The organism is Lysobacter yananisis (genome assembly GCF_031199375.1).
Lineage (GTDB): Bacteria > Pseudomonadota > Gammaproteobacteria > Xanthomonadales > Xanthomonadaceae > Lysobacter > Lysobacter yananisis.
This window is the reverse complement of sequence record NZ_CP133568.1, coordinates 5,635,566-5,657,546: the sequence shown is the minus strand read 5'-3', so window position 1 is coordinate 5,657,546 and position 21,981 is coordinate 5,635,566. Positions and strand designations below refer to the sequence as shown.

The window sequence follows — 21,981 nt, the reverse complement described above, 5'->3', positions numbered from 1 at the left end:
TCGGCCGGATCGAGTCAGGAGACCGTCCTATTTGAGCCTGTGCTAGACGTGCTAATCAGAACTCAACTTGTGCAACATTGCCGCGCACAGCGACATCCAAGTCATTGATTGTATTGGGTGAATATCCCTGTGAATCCCCTTAGGAGGGGGATGCTCTATCCAGCTGAGCTACGGGGCCGGCTTTGAAATCAATGGCTTATGCGGGTTCTCCGGGGCCGGACGGTTCCGGGGGCGGTCCCGTCCGTGCCGGGAGGCGACGCCGCGGCATCCGCCTATTGTAGCCACGGGGCGAATCGCGGTCAGCCGCGGCGGCGGTTGCCGCCACGACGGGGCGGGAGGCGCCGGCTTTCGCGCCAGGACCTGCGCAATCCGATCCCGTACGTCTAAATGGCCCAAATTAGTGACCTGAATCGCACTCGTTTCCCGTAACAGGGGGAAATGCGTCTGGATTTCCAGGCGGCAAGACGTCCGGACGACCGAGCCGAAGGGGACGGTTGTGGACGGTAGCAGGCCGGGCGGTCGCGCCCGGCATGCATACGGGGCGCGTCGCACTTCGGCGTCGTCAGGGGTTACGGGATAGTCGCGGTGCCTTGGGGGCGCTGTGTCGGGGGCAAACATGATCGGTTCGATGAGAAGGGCGGTGCGCTCGGGCGCGCTGGTGCCCGCGGGTGCGGGCTTGCGCGGGCGCGGGGACCGCCGCGGTGCGGCGTGGTGGGCGGCCTGGTTGCTGTTGCCGGGCCTCGGGCTGGCCGGCGCGGCGCAGGCGCAAAGCTGCGCGATCGGCGAGACGCCGGCGGCGTTCGGCTTCACCGGCGGCGAGCAGACCTTGACGGTCCCGGCCGGCGTGCACTCGCTGACCGTCTACCTCAGCGGCGCCCAGGGCGGCGCCGGGCGCAGCGGCGCCGGCACCATCGGCGGCAGTCCCAATTCGCCCGGCGGCATCGGCGGCCTCGGCGGCCGGGTGCGCGGCACCCTGGCGGTGACGCCCGGCGCGGCCTTGTCGATCTGGGTCGGCGGACAGGCCTCGCAGGCGGTCAATCCCGGCGGCATCGGCCAGGGCGTGGACGGCATCGGCGGCGGCGCCACCGACCTGCGCCTCAACGGCAACGCCATCGGCAACCGCGTGGCCGTCGCCGGCGGCGGCGGTGGCGGCGGCAACGCCGGCTGGAGCACCACCAGCGTGATCGCCGGCGGCAACGGCGGCGTCGGCGGCGGCGGCACCGGCGGCACGGGCGCGACCGTGCCCGGCGGTCCCGGCCCGTTCGGCGGCGGTGGCGGCGCGGTCGGCACCGGCGGTGCCGGCGGCGCCGGATGCGGCGGCTTCCCGGCCACGGCCGGCAACGCCGCCAACGGCAACGGCGGCGACTCGTTCAACTTCTCCGGCTCCTTCAGCGGCGCCGGTTTCGGCGGCGGCGGCGGCGGCGGCGCCACGGTCGGCGCGGGCGGCGGCGGTGCCGGCGTCGGCACCACCGCGTGCCAGCAGAACTGGAACGGCGGCGGCGGCGGCGGCGCGGGCGGCAGCTCGTCCGCGACCGCGCTGACCGGCGTGGTCTTCAACAACGGCGTGCAGACCGGCAACGGCGCGGCGCTGATCTGTTTCGCGGCGCCGACCTTCTCGGTCGGCGGCACTGCGGCCGGCCAGACCGGCCCGGTCACCCTGCAACTGGCGTCGACCAATCCGGCCGGCAGTCAGCAAGTCGTCGTGGCCCAGGCCGCGACCAGTTTCGTCTTCCCCACACGCTTGCCGCAGGGCGCCAACTGGAACGTCAGCGTGCTCGGCTCGCCGGCCGGACAGATATGTACGGCGACCCCGGCCAGCGGTGCGGCGATCGCCGCGGACGTCACCAACATCGCGCTCGCCTGCACCACCGTGACGGTCACGGTGGCGCCGCCGACCTTGCCGAACGGCGCGCTCAACACGGCGTATTCGCAAACCCTCACCGCCAGCAGCGGCAACGGCGGCGTCGCGCCGTACAACTTCGCGGTCAGCGCCGGCGCCTTGCCTCCGGGCCTGTCCTTGTCGACCGGCGGCGCGCTGTCGGGCACGCCGACCGCGGCGGGCTCGTTCAACTTCACCGTGCAGGCGACTTCCAGCAACAGCTTCAGCGGCACCCGCGCCTACACCTTGGCGATCGCCCAGGGCGCCCAGGCGATCTCCGCCTTCGCCGCCAACCCGGCCACGCCGACGTATGCGCCGGGCGGCACGTTCACCGTCTCCGCGACCGGCGGCGCCTCCGGCAATCCGGTCGTGTTCGCCAGCGCCAGCCCGGCGGTGTGCACCGTCGCCGGCAGCACGGTCACCACCGTCGCCGCGGGCGTGTGCTCGCTGACCGCCGACCAGGCCGGCAACGCCAACTACAGCGCCGCGCCGCAGGCTTCGCTGGCCGTCACCATCGGCCAGGCCGCGCAGGCCATCGGCGGCTTCGCCGCGAATCCGGCCGCGCCGGTATACGCCCCGGGCGGTACCTTCACCGTGTCCGCGACCGGCGGCGCGTCCGGCAATCCGGTCACCTTCGCCAGCACCAGCACCGGCGTGTGCACGATCAGCGGCAACACCGCGACGATCGTGTCGGCCGGCACCTGCGCGCTGAACGCCGATCAGGCCGGCAACGCCAACTACGCCGCCGCGCCGCAAGCGAGCTTCACCGTGAGCATCGGCGCGGCGACGCAGGCGATCAGCAACTTCGCGGCCAACCCCGGCACGCCGGTGTACGCGCCGGGCGGCACGTTCGCCGTGTCGGCGACGCCGGGCCTGTCGACCAGCCCGGTGGTGTTCGCCAGCGCCTCGCCGGCGGTGTGCAGCGTCGCCGGCAGCGCGGTCACCACGCTCGCCGCGGGCACCTGTTCGCTGACCGCGAACCAGGCCGGCGACGCCAACTACAGCGCTTCGCCGCAGGTGACGCTGGACGTGACCATCGCCCTGGCCGCGCAAGCCATCACCGGTTTCGCCGCGAATCCGGCCGCGCCGGTGTTCGCCGCCGGCGGCAGCTTCAGCGTGTCGGCCACGCCGGGCGCTTCGACCAGCCCGGTGGTGTTCGCCAGCACCACGGCCGCGGTGTGCACGGTCAGCGGCAGCACCGTGACCATGCTCAGCGCCGGCCAGTGTTCGCTGACCGCGAACCAGGCCGCCGACGCCAACTACAGCGCGGCGCCGCAAGTAACGCTGGACGTGACCATCGGCGCCGCGGCGCAGGCCATCACCGACTTCGCCGCCAACCCGGCCGCGCCGGTGTACACGCCGGGCGGCAGCTTCAGCGTGTCGGCGGACGGCGGCCCCTCGGGCAATCCGGTGGTGTTCGCCAGCGCTTCGCCGGCGGTGTGCACGGTCGGCGGCAGCACGGTGACCATGCTCGCCGCGGGCACCTGCGCGCTGACCGCCGACCAGGCCGGCAACGCCAACTACACCGCCGCGCCGCAAGTCGCGCTGCAGGTGTTGATCGGCGGCGCCACCCCGCAGCTGAGCTGGATCGGCGACATCGCCAAGACCTACGGCGAAGCGGCGTTCGACCTGCCGAACCCGAGCAGCAACAGCGCCGGCGCCTTCACCTTCGCCAGCGACAACACCGCGGTGGCCACCGTCAGCGGCCGCCGCGTGACCATCGTCGGCGCCGGCGTGGCCACGCTGACCGCGACCCAGGCGGCTACCCCCAACTATCTGCAGGGCAGCGTCAGCCTGGTGTTGACCGTGTCCGGCCGGCCCGACCCGACCCGCGATCCCAGCGTGGTCGGCGGCCTGCAGGCGCAGACCGACGCCGCGGTGCGTTTCGCCACCGCGCAGCAGTCCAACATCAACGACCGTCTGCGCCAGCAGCGCTACGCCGGCGCCAACCGCACCAGCAACGGCATCGCGCTGAGCTACAACACCCGCGCCGGCGGCGGCCTGTCGCTGAGCGGCGAGCAGATCGCGCAGATCGACGGCTCGCGCCTGCCGCAGGGCTGGGGCCTGTGGACGGCCGGCACCATCAGCAACGGCCAGCGCGACCGCAACGCGCGCAGCGACGGCTTCGACTTCCAGAGCGACGGCCTCACCGTCGGCGCCGACTGGCGCATCGGCGAGCGCTTCCTGCTCGGCGTGGCCGGCGGCTACGGCTGGAACGACGCCGATCTCGACGACGGTCGCTCCAAGATCGAAGCGCGACAGCGCGCGCTGTCGCTGTACGGCCTGTGGCGTCCGAGCGAGCGCTGGTTCGTCGACGGCACCCTCGGCTGGGGCCGGCTGGACTACGACATCCGCCGCTACAGCGCCACCGCCGGGGCCATCGCCACGGCCGATCGCGAAGGCGACCAGGTGTTCGGTTCGCTGACCGCCGGCTACGAGCACGGCAGCGCCAGCGGCCTGCTGCTGACCGGTTACGGCCGCCTCGACGGCAGCCGCACCAAGCTCGACGGCTACCGCGAAACCGGGCTCGGCATCTACGACCTGAATTACGGTTCGCAGACCGTGGAAAACAGCGGCGCCGCGCTGGGCCTGGAAGGCAGCTTCCCGATCCTGACCGCGCGCGGCAACGTGTTCCGCCCGTTCTGGACGATCGAGTACCGGCAAGCGCTGGAGGATCGCAGCGACGTGCGCCTGAACTACGTGATCCTGCCGGCCGCCAACGACTACCTGCTGCGGCTGCGCAGCTACGGCGACAACGCGCTGAGCTACGGCGCCGGCATGGACATGGAGCTGGCGCAGCGCTGGCGCCTGTCGCTGCTGCTGCGTCGCCAGCACGCCAGCGGCCTGGACGCCGGCACCAGCTTCGGCCTGTTGCTGTCGTACTCGCCGGGCAGCGCGCGCGTCGGCGCGGCCGCGGCGGTGGACGGCGAAGCACCGGTTGCGCAGGCCGCGGCGCAGTCGACCGGAAGCAACGACGCCGGCCGCTGAGCGGCGCGCCCGCAGGCCGGGCCCGCCGCATCGGCATCCGTGCGGCGCGACGACTATGGCGGGAGGAGCGAATGCTCCTCCCGCTTTTTTTTGCGACGCGGACGCTCGCCACGGCGCGACGTCGGCGACCGTCGCCGATACCCGCGGCGAACGCGCGCTGCGTGCCTGGACGATGCCGGCCCCGCTCCCGGCTAACTTCGTCCTCACATTCCCCGCAGACGCATTGGCTATCCTGCCGGCGGCCCATCGCGGCGCGGATCGGATCCGCGCCGGGCCATGCCCCGCGGGCATCCCCCGATGCCCCTCGCAGTCGCCGAACAAGGAGTTTCGCCATGTCGAGCTTTGCCACGTCGCGCCCCGCTTCGCCCCGTCCCGCTTCGCGCCGCCTCGCTTCACGCCGCCTGTCGCTTCCGCTCGCCGCCGCGCTGTTGCTCGGCGCCGGCGCCGCCCACGCGCAGAGCGACAACGAAGTCTACGAATCGGCCATCGCCAAGGCCTCGCGCCTGTGCCCCGGCCATTCCAAGGAGCGCACCACGCCGGGCGTGCGCGCGGTCCCGGTCGGCGCGCTGCGGGTGCTGGCCCAGCGCAACTACACGATGTGCCCCGACCGCCGCCTCGATGCCGCCACGCCGGCGGTGTGGTACGGCCAGGTGGGCGTGTTCGCCTGGAACCCCGAGGTCCAGGGCGCCGCGCAGTTGATCGCCAAGCAGGTCGATGCGATGACGCGCAAGGAAGAATTCCCGGCCGAGACGCTGGTGTGGAAGGCCGACGGCAGCGCGGCGACCGGGACGGTCGTGCCGATGTTCGAGCCGCGGCCGCGGCCGGTGGGTTCGTACTGAGCGCAGTCCGCCCGCGATGACGGGCGTGTCGTGCGGACGCGGCGCTTGCCGCGTCCGCGGTTTCTTCGCGATCGGCGAGGCCATCACCGGCCTTTGCGCGCCGCCCGACCCGGGCGCGGCCGATGTTGCCGGGCCGGGCCGTTGCGCGAAACGGCGCTGACAGCGGCGCCGCGGCGGGCGTATCGTCGGCGCACTCCGCCGCGCGCCTCCGCCGAGTCCCTCGCATGCTGCAACAAGCCGACTTGCTGATCGCGTTGCTGACCCGGGTCCGGCTGGAGGCGCGCTTCGTCTGCGATACCGGCCGGCCGCAACGTTGGCGCGAGGGTGGCGCGGATTCGGCCAACGCCTTGTTCGTGTACGCCGCCCACGGTCGCGTCGAACTCGACGACCGTGGCCGCGCGCTGGTGCTGCAGGAGGGCGATCTCGCGTTGTTGCCGCACAGCGTGGCCGAACGCATGGGCGGCGCGGCGGCCGACGCCGAACTGCCGGCCGCGTTGCTGCGCGGCGAAGCGGCCGACGCGCACGGCGACGCGGCGCCGCGCGTGCTCTGCGCCGGCCTGCATTACGACGCGACCAGCGCGATGCCGCTGTGCCGGCTGTTCGCGCCGGTGATGATCGCGCCGGCCGCGGCGATCGCCGGCGAACCGATGCTGAGCCACGCGCTGCACGGCCTCAGCCGCGAGCTCGAACGCGCCGCCGCGTTGCGCAACCCGGTGCTGCTGCGCGCGCTGGAACTGATTTACGCGTTGGCCCTGGAACTGGCCGTCGCCGGCGCCGTGCGCGCGGGCGAGGAGCAGGCCGACACGGCCTTGCGCGACCCGCGCATCGCGCGCTGCCTGTACTACATGTACACCCACTTCGGCGAGAAATGCTCGCTGGAGGAACTGGCCGCGCACGCCGGCCTGTCGAAGTCGGCGCTGTCGGCGCGCTTCAACGCGCTGGTCGGCGAGCCGCCCGCGCGGCACCTGGCGCGCATCCGCGTCGCCGAGGCGCGGCGCCTGCTGCGTACGACCGACCTGCCGCAGGAGGCGGTCGCGCAACAGGTCGGCTACGCGAGCGTGGTCGGCATGCACCTGGCGTTCCGTTCCATTGCCGGCGAGCCGCCGGGCGCGGCGCGAAGGCGCGAGGGGTGAGGCGAGGTGAAGCGTCGCGGCGCGGGCCGGCGCGACGCGTCGCGGCAGCGCCGCCGTGGACGATCGTTTAAGCGTCCAGCATTCGGCTTAATTGCCGCCCCGCGGCGCCGCGCCTAGAGTTCGCTCCAGCCGCCGCGGCCGCCATCGAGCGCATGCGGACGACGACCGCAACGCCCCCTTGTCGCGAACAACCGACGGCCCATCGCCGCCGGACGGGCGCGGCTTGCCCATCGCCCACCACGGAATCCGTCATGAACCATCCCACCATCCGCACCATCGCCGGCGCCGCCGCGCCGCAATCGCTGCCCGCCGGCAAGACCGCGCTGCTGGTCATCGATTTCCAGAACGAATACTTCAGCGGCCGCATGCCGGTCCCCGACGGCGCGCAGGCGCTGGCCAACGCGCGTCGCCTGATCGACCGCGCCGATGCCAACGGCATCGTCGTCTATCACGTCCAGCACGTAACCCCGCCGGGCACGCCGATCTTCGCCGAGGACAGCGACAGCGTGCGTTTCCACGCCGACCTGCAACCCGCGGCGCATCACCGCGTCGTGCGCAAGAGCTCGGTCAGCGTGTTCCCGACCACCGACCTGCATCGGCAACTGCAGCGCGACGGCATCCAGAGCCTGCTGATCGCCGGCCTGATGACCCACGCTTGCGTTGCCGGCGCAGCGCGCGACGCGGTGCCGTTGGGTTACGAAGTGATCGTCGCAAGCGATGCCTGCGCCACCCGCGACCTCGACACCGGCGAAGGCCGCGTGCTGCCGCACACGGACCTGCACCGCGCCGCGCTGGCGAGCATCGACGACACCTTCGGCGCGATTCTCAGCACCGACGAAGTGCTCGCATTGCCGATGGCCTGAAACGAAAACGGCGGCGGGCCGACTGCGCCGCCGCCGTTCGATGTGCACGCACGCCGCAGGCAGCGCGCGCAACGCGGCACATGCACGGGGCGCGACGAAGGCCGTCTCCCGCGCGTCGCGCCTCAACCGCCGGCGTCGCCCGCGCGCGCGGCGACCAGCTTGTCGACGATGGCGTTGTACAACGACGCGACGAACTCGGCGTCGCCGCCGGTGTCCTCGCTCATGGCGTACTGGCCGCTGGCCAGCATCCCCGCGGCGAGATGCGCCGCGACCTGTTCGGCTTTTTCGCGATTCATATCCATCTCCACTCCATGATCCTGCGCGGGATCGCCGCGCCGCGCCGACGGCGCGTGCATTGAGCCTACGCCCGCGCGGCGTTGCGCGGGCTGGCGGAAATGGGACGGTTCGGGCCAGCGGTGTCGTTTGGGCAGGGTGGGCAAGACGGCCTCGCCAGAGTCGGCAAGCTCTGGCGCGTTCGGCGGCGTGCGGTGTAAAACTGCGGACGTGCAGGCCGTCGGGTCATCGGGAAACGGATGGGCAACGCGAAGAAAATCAGGTCCGCCCTGATCGTGGTCGCCGCGGTCGCGGGCACCGCGGCGGCGTTGGCCTTGCTTGCCTACGCGTTTGCCTTGGGCAAGGCCTATGTAGCCGAGCACATCGCTATCGACAGGTGCGCAGATGCCGGTGGCGCGTGGGATCGCCTGCACGGAACATGCCGACGTTGAGCCGCTTAGGACGCAACCAAACTGCGCTCGATCTGGCGCGCCCACAAACGGAACACGTGCGCGAGCGCACGGCGACGGGATTGCTCGGGCTTGCGAACTCCGGGCGAGTGCGGGGTGGGATCGATGGTGTCGGCGATGCCGACCAACTCATCGTGGAACTTCTGCAGTTCCAGATACGCATCCAGAGGCAGCACAACGCTGTCCGCGCAGAAAGCGGACGGGGGCTTGCGTGGCATAAGCGGCGCTCCATTCCATGAGGCATGCAGCCGCCTGCGCGGATTCGCAGGCGGGAAGTCGGGAGGCTAGAAACCGTGTACAAACGGCGGGCGTATTCCCCTCGCGGGTGTTGTATTAGCCGCCCTCCCGACGCATGACGCATACGCCGAGCGCACCTGCGAAATCGCAGGCGCAAAAAAACCACCAAATCTTTCGGGGGTGGATTCCGTTGTACAAGGAGTTTCTAGGCTCCACGCGCAGATTGCTTCCGCGCATAAGTCGCTGTCAATAGGACAGCGTCGCATTCAGCCGATAGCGGAGCGCTACGCCTTCTTGGCGACCAAGAACCAGATCGCCGGCATCAGATAAAACGGCAGCATGTGCCCGCTGAATCCACGGACTTGCCTCACCACCGCTTCGCGATACTGCTGCGCGGTGATCTCGCGGATCACACGTCCGTGTTCCTGCAACACATACCTGCCGTCGGAAACTTCGGGCGAGCCGTTGGATACGACACTCACAAGAAAGTTGAGCCCCGCATACACGAATACTGCGATGAGCACGGCGATCGCCCACCAGGGCAGTTCGCCGGGCAGGCCGACGATGTTGCGTTGCTCCGGCGGGGTGCGGTAGGTCTGGAGCACCAACGGTGCGAATACCACCGGCAGGGCCAGCGGCAGCAGATGTACGCCGCCGGGCAGGTCCAGGGTGTAACCCCAGAACGTTCGCAGGTGCACGATCAGGCTCGCTGCGAAGCCACACAAGGCCAGCGCACCGAAAAAAGCGTCCAGATGCTTTCTCACGCGTTGGCCTCCCCGGCGATCGATACGAGATGCGAAGCTAGCGCTGCGGCATTGCGCCGAGCAGCTCGCGGCTGGGCCGGCGTGCCGGACCGGCCGCGCACTGACGCGGCCTTACTCGACCGCCAACCCTTCCACCTTCTGCCACCCGCGCGGCAACAACCCACCGCGAGTCGCCCGCGCCCCCAGATACGTATCGAGGTCCTTGAACGACAAACTCATCGTCCGAGCGCCCGACTTCACGCTCAGGGTCTGCCCCGGCGCCACCACCGCCACCGCGACCACGCGCTCGGTGCCGAGCTTGGCCTTGGGGATGTCGATGATCTTGTTGCCCTTGCCCTTGTCGAGTTCCGGCAGCTCCGCGACCGGGAACGCGAGCAGGTGGCCGACGTTGGTCACCGCGACCACGCGGTCTTGCTCGACGTCGCCGATCTGCGCCGGTTGCAGGACCTTGGCGTTCGGCGTCAGCGACAGCATCGCCTTGCCGGCCTTGTTGCGGCCGGTGAGGTTCTCGAAGCGGGTGACGAAGCCGTAGCCATGAGAACTGCCCAGAACGAAGCGCATGTCGTTGTCACCGGCCGCCAGCGCCTGGAACGACGCGCCCGCGGCAGGCGAGAACCGCCCGGTCAGCGGTTCGCCGTTGCCGCGCGCCGACGGCAGGCCGTGGATCAGGGTCGAGTAAGCGCGGCCGGTCGAATCCAGGAACGCGACCTGCTGGGTGCTGCGCCCGCGCACCGCCGCGAGCAGGCTGTCGCCGTCGCGGTAGCTCAGCGTGGACGCGTCGATCTCGTGGCCCTTGGCCGCGCGCACCCAGCCCTTTTCGCTGACCACCACGGTCATCGGTTCGCTGGCGACCAGTTCGGTTTCCGACAGCGCCTGCGCGGCGTTGCGCGAGACCAGCGGCGAGCGGCGGGCGTCGCCGAACTTCTTGGCGTCGGCCAGCAGTTCGTCCTTGATCAGCTTCTTGAGCTTGGCCTTGCTGGCGAGGGTGGCGATCAGTTGCTCGCGTTCCTTCTCCAGCTCGGCCTGCTCGCCGCGGATCTTCATCTCTTCCAGCCGCGCCAGTTGGCGCAGGCGGGTTTCCAGGATGTAGTCGGTCTGCTCTTCGGTGAGGTCGAAGCGCTTCATCAGCACCGGGCGCGGTTCGTCCTCGCTGCGGATGATGCGGATGACTTCGTCGAGGTTGAGGAACGCGACCAGCAAGCCCTGCAACAGGTGCAGGCGGCGCTCGACCTTCTCCAGCCGGTGGTTCAGGCGGCGGGTGACGGTGTCAGCGCGGAAGCTCAGCCATTCGCTCAGGAACGCCTTGAGGCCCTTGACCTGCGGGCGGCCGTCCAGGCCGATGACGTTGAAGTTGACGCGGAAGCTGCGTTCCAAGTCGGTGGTCGCGAACAGGTGGCCCATCAGCTGGTCGGCGTCGACGCGGTTGGAGCGCGGCACCAGCACGATCCGGGTCGGATTGGCGTGGTCGGACTCGTCGCGGATGTCTTCCAGCCACGGCAGCTTCTTGGCCCGCATCTGGGTGGCGATCTGCTCGATCACCTTGCCCGGCGAGGTCTGGTAGGGCAGGGCGGTGATCACCAGGTTGCTGCCGTCCTTCTCGAACACGGCGCGGGCGCGCACGCTGCCCAGGCCGGTTTCGTACATCTGCACCAGGTCGGCGCGCGGGGTGATGATCTCGGCGGTGGTCGGATAGTCCGGGCCGAGCACGTGCTCGCACAGGTCGCGGGTGGTCGCGTCCGGGTCGTCGAGCAGGCGCACGCAGGCGCTGACGACTTCGTTCAAGTTGTGCGGCGGCACGTCGGTGGCCATGCCCACGGCGATGCCGGTGGTGCCGTTCAGCAGCAGGTGCGGCAGCCGCGCCGGCATCCAGGTCGGTTCTTCCAGGGTGCCGTCGAAGTTCGGGTCCCAGTCCACCGTGCCCTGGCCGAGCTCGCCCAGCAGCACTTCGGCCAGCGGGGTCAGCTTGGACTCGGTGTAGCGCATCGCCGCGAACGACTTGGGATCGTCGGTCGAGCCGAAGTTGCCCTGGCCTTCGACCAGCGGATAGCGGTAGGAGAACGGCTGCGCCATCAACACCATCGCCTCGTAGCAGGCGCTGTCGCCGTGCGGATGGTATTTGCCGATCACGTCGCCGACGGTGCGGGCCGACTTCTTCGGCTTGGACTGGGCGTTCAGGCCCAGCTCGCTCATGGCGTAGATGATGCGGCGCTGGACCGGCTTGAGGCCGTCGCCCAGGAACGGCAGGGCGCGATCCAGGACCACGTACATCGAGTAGTCCAGGTAGGCGCGTTCGGCGTATTCGCGCAGCGGGATCTGTTCGAAGCCGTGGAACGCCGTACGTACGGAATCTGTCATTTGAAGCTGGCAACCGGGTGGGGCAGAGCCCCGGATTCTACCCGGGGACAGGTCGCAGGAGGTGCGACGGGGGTGAAGGGAGCGGCGGCCCGGGGCTCGTGTGGGAGGGGCTTCAGCCCCGACGCTCTGGTGCCGGATCGCCGCGACCTTAGCGCAAGGCGTCGGGGCTGAAGCCCCTCCCACAACAGCCCGCCCATGCCAACCGGCGGCCTGCACAGGCGCTATCCTCAGCGCCTGACCACCGGAACCCGCCCATGCCCCAGCGCCGTCCGTCCCCGCGTCCGCTCGCCGTCGCCGCGTTCAGCGCCGTCCTCGCCGCCGCCTGCGCGCCGAGCCCGGCCGCGCCGCGCACCGACGCGCCGGTCTATTCCTACAAGGTGGTCGCGCGCTACCCGCACGACTCGCTGGCCTTCACCCAGGGGTTGATCTGGAAGGACGGGCACTTGTACGAGAGCACCGGCCTCAACGGCCGCTCCTCGCTGCGCAAGGTCAAGCTGGAGAACGGCCAGGTGCTGCAGCGCCGCGACCTGCCGGCCGAGGTGTTCGGCGAGGGCCTGACCGACCGCGGCGAGCAGTTGCTGATGCTGACCTGGACCAACGGCAGCGGCTACGTGTTCAACCGCGGCGACTTCTCGCCCGCGGGCACCTTCGCCTATGCCGGCGAGGGCTGGGGCCTGACCCGCTCGGCCGACACCGTCTACATGAGCGACGGCAGCGCGCAGCTGCGCCTGCTCGACCCGGCCACGCTGCGCGAGCGCTCGCGCATCCGGGTCACCGACAACGGCCGCGCGGTCGACCAGCTCAACGAGCTGGAGTGGGTCAAGGGCGAGATCTACGCCAACGTCTGGCAGACCGACCTGATCGCCCGCATCGACCCCAAGACCGGCCACGTGCGCGGCTGGATCGACCTGTCCGGCCTGCTGCAAGGGCACGGCACCAGCGTGCGCGGGTCCGACGTGCTCAACGGCATCGCCTACGACGCCAAGGGCGACCGCCTGTTCGTGACCGGCAAGCTGTGGCCGAACCTGTTCCAGATCGAGCTGGTGCCGCCGGCGAAACCCGCGCCCAGGCGCTGACGCCGCCGGCGCTCGCGCCTCAGCCGCGCAGGCGGTCGCCTTCGCGCACGTAGACCGAGCCGGCGAAGCGCGGATGCGCGGCTTGCACGTCCTGCAACAGCCGGTATTCGATGCCGAAGAAGCGCAGCATCGAATTCCACGGCTGCGCCAGCAGCTCGATCCGGCCGTCGCGGAAGAAGCACAACTCGTCCGCGCACAGTTCCGGATCGGTGGAATGCCAGTGGTTGAAGCCGGTGCGGCCGAGCAGATACGCGGTGTAGGCGGTGAATTCGCATACCTGCAGATCGTAGGCCTCGCCGTCGATCTGCGTCGCGGGCATCGCCTGCGCCGCTTCCAGTTCCAGGGTGCGGGCGATGCCGCTGCGCAGGAAATCCTCGCTGCCGGCGCCGACCCGGATGCCGAAACCGAAGCCGAAACCGATCCGGTCGTAGCGTCCGGCCAGCACCGGCGCGAGCGCGCGCCAGGTGGCGTCGGGCAGGCGCGCCCAGGCGCGCAGGCGGCCGCCGCCGTCGAACGCCGGGTCGACCACCAAGGTGGCGTCGACCTGCCAGGGCGCACGCTGGGAAGCGCCGGCGGCTTCGCTCATGCGCATGCCGGCGCGCGTGTTGCGCGCAGCGGCCGCCGCCGCGGCGGTGCGGGCCGGTCGAACGAGGCGGAAGGCGATGGTGGGCGCATGCCCGGATGCTAACCCAGCCCGGCGCGGCGAACGGCGACGGCGACCCGGCGCGATGCGCAGCCGCTACCCGCGTCGCAAAGATCGCGCCCGCATCGGCGCCTGCATCGGCGCCGGCAACGGCCGGCAGCTGACGAATTTGTCAGCGCGGCGACAGCGTGGCGTAGGCGCCGGGCGCCTACAGTCCGTGCATGGTCCGCGTTCTCCCCTCGCGGGCCATGGGCGGCGTTTCTCTCCAAGGACGCCGCCTTCCTTCTTCGCTTTCCGGGCCGCCTGCCGTCTTGCCGGGGCCCGCCCGGACGGCGCCGGACGCGAGCCGGCCCGGACGGGGTTAGGATGCCCGCAGGTCCCCGTCCACCGCCATCGCCCATGAAGCCGCACCGTCCATGAAGTTGCTGATCGTCGAGGACGAAGCCAAGACCGCCGACTACCTGCGCGACGGACTGGCCGAACAGGGCTGGAGCGTGGACGTGGCCCGCGACGGCAACAGCGGCCTGCACCTGGCGCGCGAGTTCGACTACGACGTGATCGTGCTCGACGTGATGCTGCCGGGCCTGGACGGCTTCAGCGTGCTGCGCGAACTGCGCCTGCGCAAGCAGACCCCGGTGATCATGCTGACCGCGCGCGACCGCATCGACGACCGCGTGCACGGCCTCGGCGCCGGCGCCGACGACTATCTGGTGAAACCCTTTTCCTTCATCGAACTGCTGGCGCGGCTGCAGGCGCTGGTGCGTCGCGGGCGCCAGCAGGAATCCACCGAACTCAACATCGGCGACCTGCAGATCAACCTGCTCGCGCGCCGCGCCTTCCGCGACGGCAACCGCCTGGACCTGACCGGCAAGGAGTTCGCGTTGTTGGCGCTGTTGGCCCAGCGCCGCGGCCAGATCCTGTCCAAGACGGTGATCGCCGCGCAGGTGTGGGACATCAACTTCGACAGCAACACCAACGTGGTGGAAGTGGCGATCAAGCGCTTGCGGGCGAAGATCGACGGACCGTTCCGCAACAAGCTGCTGCATACCGTGCGCGGCATGGGCTACGTGCTGGAGACGCGCGAGGACGAGGACGCCGCGGCCAACGCGAGGCCGCCGGCGTGACGCCCTGGCGCGAACTGCCGATCGCCCGGCGCCTGGCGGCGATGTTCGCCGGCGCCGCGCTGCTGGTGTTCGCCCTGGTCGGCATCGCCCTGTACCAGGTGCTGCAGACCCAGATCGTGCGTTACCAGCACGCGGAGCTGGAAACCAAGCTGCGCTACGTCGCCGGCAGCGTCAACGCGTGCGAGTTGCGCGAACGCTGGCACAAGGTCGAGGACAAGGTCGACAGCCTGGTGTCGAGCGATCGCAGCACCAAGGTGTGGGCCTGGAGCGACAGCGCCCTGTTCCGGATCGGCGCGGGCGCGCCGCCGGTCGAGGCGGCGCGCGGCGCGGCCGACCGCGGCATGGGCCGCTTGTGGCTGGCCGACAGCGACGCGCCGTACCGGGTGTTGGCGCAGACGATCCCGGCCAAGGGCGAACGGCCGCCGGTGCGGATCTGGGTGGCGATCGACTCGCAGCCCTACCGCGCCGCGCTGCGCAGCTTCGCCTTCGCCCTGGTCGCGCTGGGCCTAGGCGGCGCCGCGCTGGTGGCGCTGCTCGGCCACTGGATCGCCCAGGTCGGCCTGCGCCCGCTGCAGCGCCTGTCGTCGGACGCGCAACGGCTGAGCCCGAGCAACCTGTCGCAGCGCCTGCAGCCGACCGACCTGCCGCCGGAACTCGGCCGCGTGGCGGGCGCGTTCAACGGCGCGCTCGACCGACTGGAGGCGGCCTACACCCGGTTGGAGGCCTTCAACGCCGACGTCGCCCACGAATTGCGCACCCCGCTGACCAACCTGATGGGCCAGACCCAGGTCGCGCTGCAGCGCCCGCGCGAGGCGCAACGGCTGACCGAGGTGCTGACCTCGAACCTCGAAGAACTCGAACGCATGCGCGGCATCGTCAACGACATGCTGTTCCTGTCGCGTGCCGGGCAGGGCGACATCGCCCTGGACCGGGTGTGCGTGCCGCTGGCGGCGGAAGTGGCCAAGACCGGCGAGTTCCTCGAATACCTGTTGGAAGAAGCGGGCATGCGCCTGCGCATCGACGGCGCCGCCGACGCCTGGATCGACACCTCGCTGTTCCGCCGGGCGATGACCAACCTGCTGCACAACGCCGTACAGCACGCCACTCCGGGCTCGGAAATCGTGGTGGAAGTGCGCTGCGGCGAGGCCGTCCCCGGCGACTGCGGCAGCGGCGCCAGCGTGGCGGTGCGCAACGAGGGCAAGTGCGTGGAACCGCAGCACCTGGTGCGGATGTTCGACCGCTTCTACCGCGTCGACGAAGCGCGCGAACACCGCGGCGAACGCCATCACGGCCTGGGCCTGTCGATCGTCAAGGCGATCGCCTCGCTGCATGGCGGCAACGTGTTCGCCAACAGCGGCGAGGGCCGCACGACGGTGGGCTTCAGCCTCGCGGCGCCGTAGCCGCGTTCGAATCCGCAAGATTTCGCAAGAGCCCGACGGAACACCCATCCGATCATTCCGGCGAAAGCCGGAATCCATTTTGATTTTCCGTTTCCGTTTCCGTTTCCGTTTCCGTTTCCGTTTCCGTTGCCGTTGCAACAGCCGTTGCTCGTGCTCGCCCCCGAGCCCGATGCAGTCGTCCCGCAGCCCCGGAGGGCGTGCGCATGGATGCGCACGCGCGCCATGGGACAGGATGTCCCTTATGGCGCGGCCCCGCGCCTCTTTCGAGCCATAGTGGCTCTTGATCCGAAAAAACAAGGCCTTTTCTTTGGTTACTTTCTTTGTGGCTTCAGACAAAGAAAGTGACCCGGCCGCTTGCGGACGGAAGCTTTGGATCTTCGCTTGTCGTCACGCGTAAACACACGCAAACGTAGAGCCCACCGCGGCACGCCCCCTGTAGGAGCGGCGCAAGCCGCGACCGCGCCACCGTGGCAATTGCAAAAGTTTCGTCGTAGTTGCGTTGTCGCGGTCGCGGCTCGCGCCGCTCCTACAGTCGGATACGCGACCCCACGTCCGTCATTCCGGCGAAAGCCGGAACCCATGTTGACGTTGCTACTGCTTTCGCCGTTACCGATGTGTCGCGCGACGACAAGCGAACATCAAAAGCTTTCGTCCGCAAGCGGCCGAGCTACTTTCTTTTGTCAGCGCGACAAAAGAAAGTAGCCAAAGAAAAACGCTTGTTTAAGGTCACAAGCCACTAGTTCCAGCACCTTTCGCGGGGATGCGCCGTAAGGGGCATCCATGCCCCTACGGCGCACGCGCGCATCCATGCGCGCGCCCTCCGGGTCTGCGGAACGTGGGCCTCGGGTGGGGTTGCGTCCAAGCAAAGAGCAACGGCAAACGCAACGGCAAAATGGATTCCGGCTTTCGCCGGAATGACGGGGCGGGAGGAGGCGGGAGAAGGGGTGGAACCAGGGGCGGAACCAGGCAGCGGAACCGCATCGCGTCGATCGGATCGCGGCGCGCGCGATCCGCAAACCGCCGCCCCACGCCTCAGCGATGCAGATCGCCCGACGCTTCCGGCTGATAGCGCAGCCCCAACACGCGCAAGGACGCGGTCCGGCCGCCCGGCAACGGCCAATCGATCCGCGCGCCCACGCGCAGGCCGAGCAGGGCGGTGCCCACCGGGGCCAGGATCGAGATGCGTCCCGCGCCGCCGTCGGCGTCGCGCGGATAGACCAGCGCGGCTTCGTGTTCCTCGCCGCTGGCCTCGTCGATGAAGCGGATCACCGAGTTCATGGTGATCACGTCGTCCGGCATCTGCGCCGGTTCGCGCAGTTGCGCGCGTTCGAGTTCGCGGCGCAGGCCGCTGGTGTCCAGGCCGGCGGCCTGCGGGGTGTCCAACAGTTCTTCCAGTCGCTCGCAATCCAGGCGCGAGACGATCAGCGGCGGCGGCAGGCCGGAGGGGTGGGGCAGGTGGCGGTCGTTCATCGCAGGCTCCAAAGCAAGAGCGGGCGGCGCACGCGCGCCGCCCGCGAAGGGTGTGGCCGGACCATAGCTCGCGGCCGCGCGCGCTTCAAGCCGCGCGGGTCGCGGCCGCGGCGCTGCATCCGCGGGCCGCGCCGGGCCGTATCGATCTGCAACCCCGGCCGCGCTCGCCGCTCGACTCCGCCATGCCCCTTGTGCCCGCCGCCTGCCGCCCGTTGCCGAGTCCGCGCCCGTTCGCGGCCGGCTTCGGCGCGGCCGCGGCGGCGCCGGACGGTCGTGCGGATTTGCCGAATCCGCTGGCAAGCTGGCTAGAATCCCCGCATTCGCGCGCCGTTGCGGCGCGCATCACCGAGGCGCAGATGACCGAATCCACGGCCACGCAGTCCGGACTACCCGCTGCCGGCGACGACGCGGCCGCGCAATTGCTCGGCGCGATCGCGCGCGGCGACCGCGCCGCGTTCGAGCGGCTCTACCGCGACACCTCCGCGCGCCTGTTCGGCGTGTGCCTGCGCCTGCTGCCCGAGCGTGCCGAGGCCGAGGACGTGCTGCAGGAGGTCTACGCCACGGTCTGGCGCAAGGCCGGCCAGTTCGACGCCGGCCGCGCCAGCGCCGCGGTGTGGCTGGCGATGATCGCGCGCAACAAGGCCATCGACCGCCTGCGCGCGATGCCGGCGCTGCGGCGCGCGCCGCTGGAACTGTCGGAGGAACTCGCCGACGCCGCGCCCACGCCCGCGGCGCAGGCCGAGCGCCTGGACGAACGCGAACGCCTGCGGCGTTGCCTGGACGAGCTCGACGCGCGCCGCCGCGATCTGATCCGCACCGCATTCTTCGAAGGCTGCACCTACGAGGAACTGGCCCAGCGCAGCGGCTCGCCGCTGGGCAGCGTCAAGAGCTGGATCCGGCGCGGCCTGATCCAGCTGCGCGCCTGCCTGGAGCGCTGAGCCATGGACATCCGCGAACACGATATCGACCGCGAGCCGCCCGGCGCCGATGTGCAGGCCGGCGAGTATGTGCTGGGCGTTTTGGACGAGCGCGAACGCCGGCTGGCGGAATTGCGCGTGGAAACCGATCCGGCGTTCGCCCGCCTGGTCGGCGACTGGCAGCGCCGCCTGGCCGCGTTGATCGAGGAGATCGAACCGGTCGCCGCGCCCGCGCAGCTGTGGCCGCGCCTGCGCGTGCGCCTGGGCTGGTCGCCGGTGCAGGGCGAACGGCCGCGCGGGCTGTGGCACAGCGCCGGTTTCTGGCGCGGCGCCGCCGCGGCGGCCGCGGCGCTGGCGGTGGTGGCGTGGTGGAGCGGTCGCGCCCCGACGCCGGCGCCGGTCGCGCCGCCGCTGGCCGACAAGCCGCCGCTGATGATCGAGCACCAGCCGGCGTTCCCGGTGACCCGCCTGGCCCGCGACGACGGCAGCGCCGGCTGGCTGGCCTCGATCGACCTGCGCCACGCCAAGGTCATGACCATGGCGGTGCCGACGCCGGAAGACCCGCAGGGCCGCGTCGCCGAGCTGTGGCTGATTCCGAAGGGCGAGGCGCCGCGTTCGCTGGGCCTGATCTCGACCGAGTGGGCCGATTCGCTGAAGGTCTCGCCGGAGGCGCTGTCCAAGCTCGCCGCCGGCGCGACCCTGGCGATCACCCTGGAGCCGCCGGGCGGCGCGCCGCACGGGGTGCCGACCGGGCCGATCGTGGCCAAGGGCAACATCGCGTTGTGATGCGCGCGGGCGCCCGGGCCCGCGCGCGCGAGCGGCCCGCGAAGGGCGGCGCGACGGCGGTCCGGGGATGCGATGGCGTGCGCGGCGGGCTGCAAAAAAAATTTCAAATAACCGTTGACAGTCGAGTCGCCGCAACGCAACATACGCCTCCTCGCAGCGGCGCCGGTTCATCGGCAACGACGCGGAAGGCCCAGGTGGCGGAATTGGTAGACGCACTAGTTTCAGGTACTAGCGGGTAAAACCGTGGAGGTTCGAGTCCTCTCCTGGGCACCACTACATAGCTTCGACGCATCGCGACGAAGCGCAACGAGAACCCCGCGAAAGCGGGGTTTTTCGTTTCCGCCGCCCGGCGGGTCCGACGCCGCGGGCCCAGCCTGAACGAGGCGGGCGCAACCAGTCAGGTCTCCGACTTCCGGCTGAAGCGGCGGCGCCGGCGAGCGGGTCAACTGTCGACGGGCGGGCAATACTTGACCGCTTAGCGCGCGCTCCGGCCCCGGCCCGACCCGGTCCGGCCCCAGGGGCCGCAGCGCGAGGCGCGCCCGCGACGCGGGCGCGTCCGGACTCCCAGCTCCGTGGTTATGACCGACATCCTGCTCATCGAAGACGACGAACGCCTCGGCTCGCTGGTGGCCCATTACCTGGGCAAGCACGGCTACGACGTCGCCCTGGAAACCGACGGCGCGCGCGCGGTCGCCGCGATCCTGGAACTGCAACCGGCAGTGGTGCTGCTGGACGTGTCGCTGCCCGGCCAGGACGGGTTCGAGATCTGCCGGGCGGTGCGTTCGCGCTACACCGGGGTGATCTGCATGCTCACCGCGCGCACCGACGATATCGACCAGGTGCTGGGGCTGGAACTGGGCGCGGACGACTACATCGGCAAGCCGATCGAACCGCGCGTGTTGTTGGCGCGGCTGCGCGCGCACCTGCGCCGCGACCACGCCGCGCGCCACGGCGGCAAGGTGATGCGCTTCGGCCAGTTGCGCATCGATTGCGAGACCCGCGAGGCGACCCTGCGCGAGAGCCGCATCGACCTGACCACGGCCGAGTTCGACTTGTTGGTGTTGCTGGCCGGCCGCGCCGGCCAGATCCTCAGCCGCGACGATCTGCTGCAGACCTTGCGCGGCATCCAGTTCGACGGCCTGGACCGCTCCATCGATGCGCGCATCTCGCGCCTGCGGCGCAAGCTCGGCGATCTCGCCGAGGAACCCGAGCGGATCAAGACCGTGCGCGGCAAGGGCTACCTGTTCAACCGGGCCGCGTGGGAATGATCGCTCCGGGCTGGACCGCCTCACTGGCGCGGCGGTGGTGGCCGCGCCGGCCGGCGCCGGCGCGGCACGGCCACTTCGGCCTGTTCGTGCGCTATTACCTGATCGTGGTGCTGATCTACGCGGTGGTCGTGGTCGGCGGCATCTCGGCGTGGCTGTGCATCACCGACGAGAACAGCCGCGCCTACGGCGAGGCGCAACTACGCGGCACCCATTACCTGATCGAACAGCGCTACCTGGAGACGCCGCGCGAGGACTGGCCGGCGCTGGGGCGCGAGCTCAGCGAACGCTTCGCCTACCCGGTGCGGCTGGCGTCGCTGGCGGAACTGCGCGAGAGCCTGACCGCGCGCGAATGGCAGCGCCTGCAGCGCGGCGACGTGGTGATGGAGAGCGAGGACGAGGCCTACACCTACCAGCGCCTGCCCGGCACCGACCAGGCCGTGGCGCTGGGCGATTTCGACGATGTGATGGTGCAGGGCGTGCCGTGGAGCGAACTGGACCTGATCGATTCGATCGTGATCCTGGCGATGTATTTCCTCGCCATCGCGCTGCCGCTGTATTTCCTGGTCTATCGCTTCTGGCGCGACCTGCGCCGCCTGCGCACCACCGCCGAGGCGTTGAGCGCGGGCGAACTGGACGCGCGCGCGCCGGAGGTGACCACGCAGTTGGTCAACCCGCTGGGCCACGCGCTCAACCACATGGCCGGGCAGGTGCAGCAGGTGCTGGAGAGCCAGCGCATCCTGGCCCAGGCGGTGGCGCACGAGATCCGCACGCCGCTGGCGCGCATGCGCTTCGGCCTGGAGATGCTGGAACAGGCCGGCGGCGACGACGAACGCGCGCACCTGCGCGAGGGCCTGGAGACCGACATCCAGCGCCTGGAGCACCTGGCCGCGCACAGCGTGGCCTATGCGCGGATCGGGCGCATGGTCGGGATCGAACGCGAGCCGGTGCCGGTGGCCGCGTTGCTGGCCGACCTGGCCGATGTGTTCGAACCCGAGCCGCCGCTGATGCTGAGTTTCGACGGCGGCGGCGTGGACTGCCTGCCGGCCAACCGCGAAGCGTTGGAACTGGCCTTGCGCAATCTCATCGCCAACGCCCTGCGCCATGCGCGCATGCGCGTGGCGGTGAGCGTGGCGCGCGCCGGCGACGGCTACGCGCTGCAGGTCGACGACGACGGCGAGGGCGTGCCCGAAGCCGATCGCGAGCGCGTGTTCCAACCCTTCGCCCAGTTGCGCAAGCACCCGGAGGGCTTCGGCCTGGGGCTGGCGCTGGTGCGGGTGATCGCGGAAAAGCACGGCGGCCGCGCCAGCGTCGCCGATTCGGCGCTGGGCGGCGCGAGTTTCCGCATCGATCTGCCGGCGCAGTAAGCGCAGCGGAATGTTTCGACGGCATCCTGCGCTGCGCTGGCGAGTAGCGCCGGCGGGCTGCGGGCTGCGCGAGAACGCACGGATTCGGATAGTCTGGTCGCGCACGGGCTCGGCGTCGGCTTCGCGCCAGCG

Annotated in this window: 16 protein-coding genes, 1 tRNA gene and 2 pseudogenes; 13 read left to right on the top strand and 6 right to left on the bottom strand. The window is 70.6% G+C overall.

What is annotated here, in order from left to right:
- The first annotated feature begins 628 nt into the window (after window positions 1-628).
- The 4 genes from RDV84_RS23180 (at window position 629) to RDV84_RS23165 (ending at window position 7,702) form a co-directional block, all read left to right on the top strand.
- A complete protein-coding gene (locus RDV84_RS23180) occupies window positions 629-4,867 on the top strand; it encodes an autotransporter domain-containing protein (protein WP_309151767.1) in 4,239 nt (1,412 codons plus the stop codon).
- Between the two features lie 332 nt (window positions 4,868-5,199).
- Entirely contained in the window at window positions 5,200-5,706 is a 507-nt protein-coding gene (locus RDV84_RS23175; protein ID WP_309151766.1) for a hypothetical protein, read from the top strand.
- A gap of 224 nt (window positions 5,707-5,930) precedes the next feature.
- Window positions 5,931-6,839 carry a helix-turn-helix domain-containing protein gene (locus RDV84_RS23170; protein ID WP_309151765.1) on the top strand — a complete coding sequence of 303 codons (909 nt, stop codon included), beginning with the start codon at window positions 5,931-5,933 and terminating at the stop codon, window positions 6,837-6,839.
- Window positions 6,840-7,090: 251 nt separating this feature from the next.
- Window positions 7,091-7,702 (top strand): cysteine hydrolase family protein, encoded by a 612-nt coding sequence (locus RDV84_RS23165; RefSeq protein ID WP_309151764.1) that lies wholly within the window; start codon window positions 7,091-7,093, stop codon window positions 7,700-7,702.
- Window positions 7,703-7,824: 122 nt separating this feature from the next.
- On the opposite strand, the gene RDV84_RS23160 is transcribed toward RDV84_RS23165, so the two are convergent.
- From RDV84_RS23160 to parC, 4 genes and pseudogenes are all read right to left on the bottom strand, one after another.
- Complete coding sequence (locus RDV84_RS23160; RefSeq protein ID WP_309151763.1) at window positions 7,825-8,409, bottom strand: hypothetical protein; 585 nt, start codon at window positions 8,407-8,409, stop codon at window positions 7,825-7,827.
- Window positions 8,410-8,432: 23 nt separating this feature from the next.
- Window positions 8,433-8,663: an XAC0095 family protein gene (locus RDV84_RS23155; RefSeq protein ID WP_309151762.1), complete on the bottom strand. Its 231-nt coding sequence runs from the start codon at window positions 8,661-8,663 to the stop codon at window positions 8,433-8,435.
- Window positions 8,664-8,966: 303 nt separating this feature from the next.
- Window positions 8,967-9,446 (bottom strand): hypothetical protein, encoded by a 480-nt coding sequence (locus RDV84_RS23150; protein WP_309151761.1) that lies wholly within the window; start codon window positions 9,444-9,446, stop codon window positions 8,967-8,969.
- Window positions 9,447-9,557: 111 nt separating this feature from the next.
- Window positions 9,558-11,972: pseudogene (gene parC, locus RDV84_RS23145) on the bottom strand (DNA topoisomerase IV subunit A); the annotation flags it as partial.
- On the opposite strand from parC, the pseudogene RDV84_RS27060 reads away from it, so the two are divergent.
- Together RDV84_RS27060 and RDV84_RS23140 are read left to right on the top strand one after the other, a co-directional pair.
- Window positions 11,914-12,039 (top strand): annotated as a pseudogene (locus tag RDV84_RS27060) (DUF6053 domain-containing protein); the annotation flags it as partial. The pseudogenes parC and RDV84_RS27060 overlap by 59 nt on opposite strands.
- Before the next feature lie 16 nt (window positions 12,040-12,055).
- Complete coding sequence (locus RDV84_RS23140) at window positions 12,056-12,877, top strand: glutaminyl-peptide cyclotransferase (RefSeq protein WP_250443489.1); 822 nt, start codon at window positions 12,056-12,058, stop codon at window positions 12,875-12,877.
- Window positions 12,878-12,896: 19 nt separating this feature from the next.
- Here the strand turns inward: RDV84_RS23140 and RDV84_RS23135 are convergent, their stop codons facing one another.
- On the bottom strand, window positions 12,897-13,463 hold the full coding sequence (locus tag RDV84_RS23135) for a hypothetical protein (protein WP_309151759.1): 567 nt from the start codon (window positions 13,461-13,463) through the stop codon (window positions 12,897-12,899).
- Between the two features lie 473 nt (window positions 13,464-13,936).
- On the opposite strand from RDV84_RS23135, the gene RDV84_RS23130 reads away from it, so the two are divergent.
- Together RDV84_RS23130 and RDV84_RS23125 are read left to right on the top strand one after the other, a co-directional pair.
- Entirely contained in the window at window positions 13,937-14,644 is a 708-nt protein-coding gene (locus RDV84_RS23130) for a heavy metal response regulator transcription factor (protein WP_057947045.1), read from the top strand.
- Complete coding sequence (locus RDV84_RS23125; protein ID WP_250443479.1) at window positions 14,641-16,044, top strand: heavy metal sensor histidine kinase; 1,404 nt, start codon at window positions 14,641-14,643, stop codon at window positions 16,042-16,044. Before RDV84_RS23130 ends, RDV84_RS23125 begins: the two co-directional genes overlap by 4 nt.
- A gap of 1,032 nt (window positions 16,045-17,076) precedes the next feature.
- On the opposite strand, the gene rnk is transcribed toward RDV84_RS23125, so the two are convergent.
- Window positions 17,077-17,514, bottom strand: coding sequence for a nucleoside diphosphate kinase regulator (rnk, locus tag RDV84_RS23120; RefSeq protein WP_057947046.1), 438 nt, complete (start codon window positions 17,512-17,514; stop codon window positions 17,077-17,079).
- Window positions 17,515-17,870: 356 nt separating this feature from the next.
- On the opposite strand from rnk, the gene RDV84_RS23115 reads away from it, so the two are divergent.
- The 5 genes from RDV84_RS23115 (at window position 17,871) to RDV84_RS23095 (ending at window position 21,849) form a co-directional block, all read left to right on the top strand.
- Window positions 17,871-18,452 (top strand): sigma-70 family RNA polymerase sigma factor, encoded by a 582-nt coding sequence (locus tag RDV84_RS23115; protein WP_057950045.1) that lies wholly within the window; start codon window positions 17,871-17,873, stop codon window positions 18,450-18,452.
- Window positions 18,453-18,455: 3 nt separating this feature from the next.
- Window positions 18,456-19,217 (top strand): anti-sigma factor, encoded by a 762-nt coding sequence (locus RDV84_RS23110; protein ID WP_057947047.1) that lies wholly within the window; start codon window positions 18,456-18,458, stop codon window positions 19,215-19,217.
- A 188-nt stretch (window positions 19,218-19,405) separates the two neighbouring features.
- Window positions 19,406-19,490: transfer RNA gene (locus tag RDV84_RS23105), tRNA-Leu, on the top strand.
- A 305-nt stretch (window positions 19,491-19,795) separates the two neighbouring features.
- Window positions 19,796-20,485: a winged helix-turn-helix domain-containing protein gene (locus tag RDV84_RS23100; protein ID WP_057947048.1), complete on the top strand. Its 690-nt coding sequence runs from the start codon at window positions 19,796-19,798 to the stop codon at window positions 20,483-20,485.
- Complete coding sequence (locus tag RDV84_RS23095) at window positions 20,482-21,849, top strand: ATP-binding protein (RefSeq protein WP_309151758.1); 1,368 nt, start codon at window positions 20,482-20,484, stop codon at window positions 21,847-21,849. Before RDV84_RS23100 ends, RDV84_RS23095 begins: the two co-directional genes overlap by 4 nt.
- Window positions 21,850-21,981: the final 132 nt, after the last annotated feature.

Coding starts and splice junctions, on each gene's coding strand:
- RDV84_RS23180 (WP_309151767.1), top strand. CDS start 629: ATGAGAAGGGCGGTGCGCTCGGGCGCGCTGGTGCCCGCGGGTGCGGGC.
- RDV84_RS23175 (WP_309151766.1), top strand. CDS start 5,200: ATGTCGAGCTTTGCCACGTCGCGCCCCGCTTCGCCCCGTCCCGCTTCG.
- RDV84_RS23170 (WP_309151765.1), top strand. CDS start 5,931: ATGCTGCAACAAGCCGACTTGCTGATCGCGTTGCTGACCCGGGTCCGG.
- RDV84_RS23165 (WP_309151764.1), top strand. CDS start 7,091: ATGAACCATCCCACCATCCGCACCATCGCCGGCGCCGCCGCGCCGCAA.
- RDV84_RS23155 (WP_309151762.1), bottom strand. CDS start 8,663: ATGCCACGCAAGCCCCCGTCCGCTTTCTGCGCGGACAGCGTTGTGCTG.
- RDV84_RS23140 (WP_250443489.1), top strand. CDS start 12,056: ATGCCCCAGCGCCGTCCGTCCCCGCGTCCGCTCGCCGTCGCCGCGTTC.
- RDV84_RS23135 (WP_309151759.1), bottom strand. CDS start 13,463: ATGAGCGAAGCCGCCGGCGCTTCCCAGCGTGCGCCCTGGCAGGTCGAC.
- RDV84_RS23130 (WP_057947045.1), top strand. CDS start 13,937: ATGAAGTTGCTGATCGTCGAGGACGAAGCCAAGACCGCCGACTACCTG.
- rnk (WP_057947046.1), bottom strand. CDS start 17,514: ATGAACGACCGCCACCTGCCCCACCCCTCCGGCCTGCCGCCGCCGCTG.
- RDV84_RS23115 (WP_057950045.1), top strand. CDS start 17,871: ATGACCGAATCCACGGCCACGCAGTCCGGACTACCCGCTGCCGGCGAC.
- RDV84_RS23110 (WP_057947047.1), top strand. CDS start 18,456: ATGGACATCCGCGAACACGATATCGACCGCGAGCCGCCCGGCGCCGAT.
- RDV84_RS23100 (WP_057947048.1), top strand. CDS start 19,796: ATGACCGACATCCTGCTCATCGAAGACGACGAACGCCTCGGCTCGCTG.
- RDV84_RS23095 (WP_309151758.1), top strand. CDS start 20,482: ATGATCGCTCCGGGCTGGACCGCCTCACTGGCGCGGCGGTGGTGGCCG.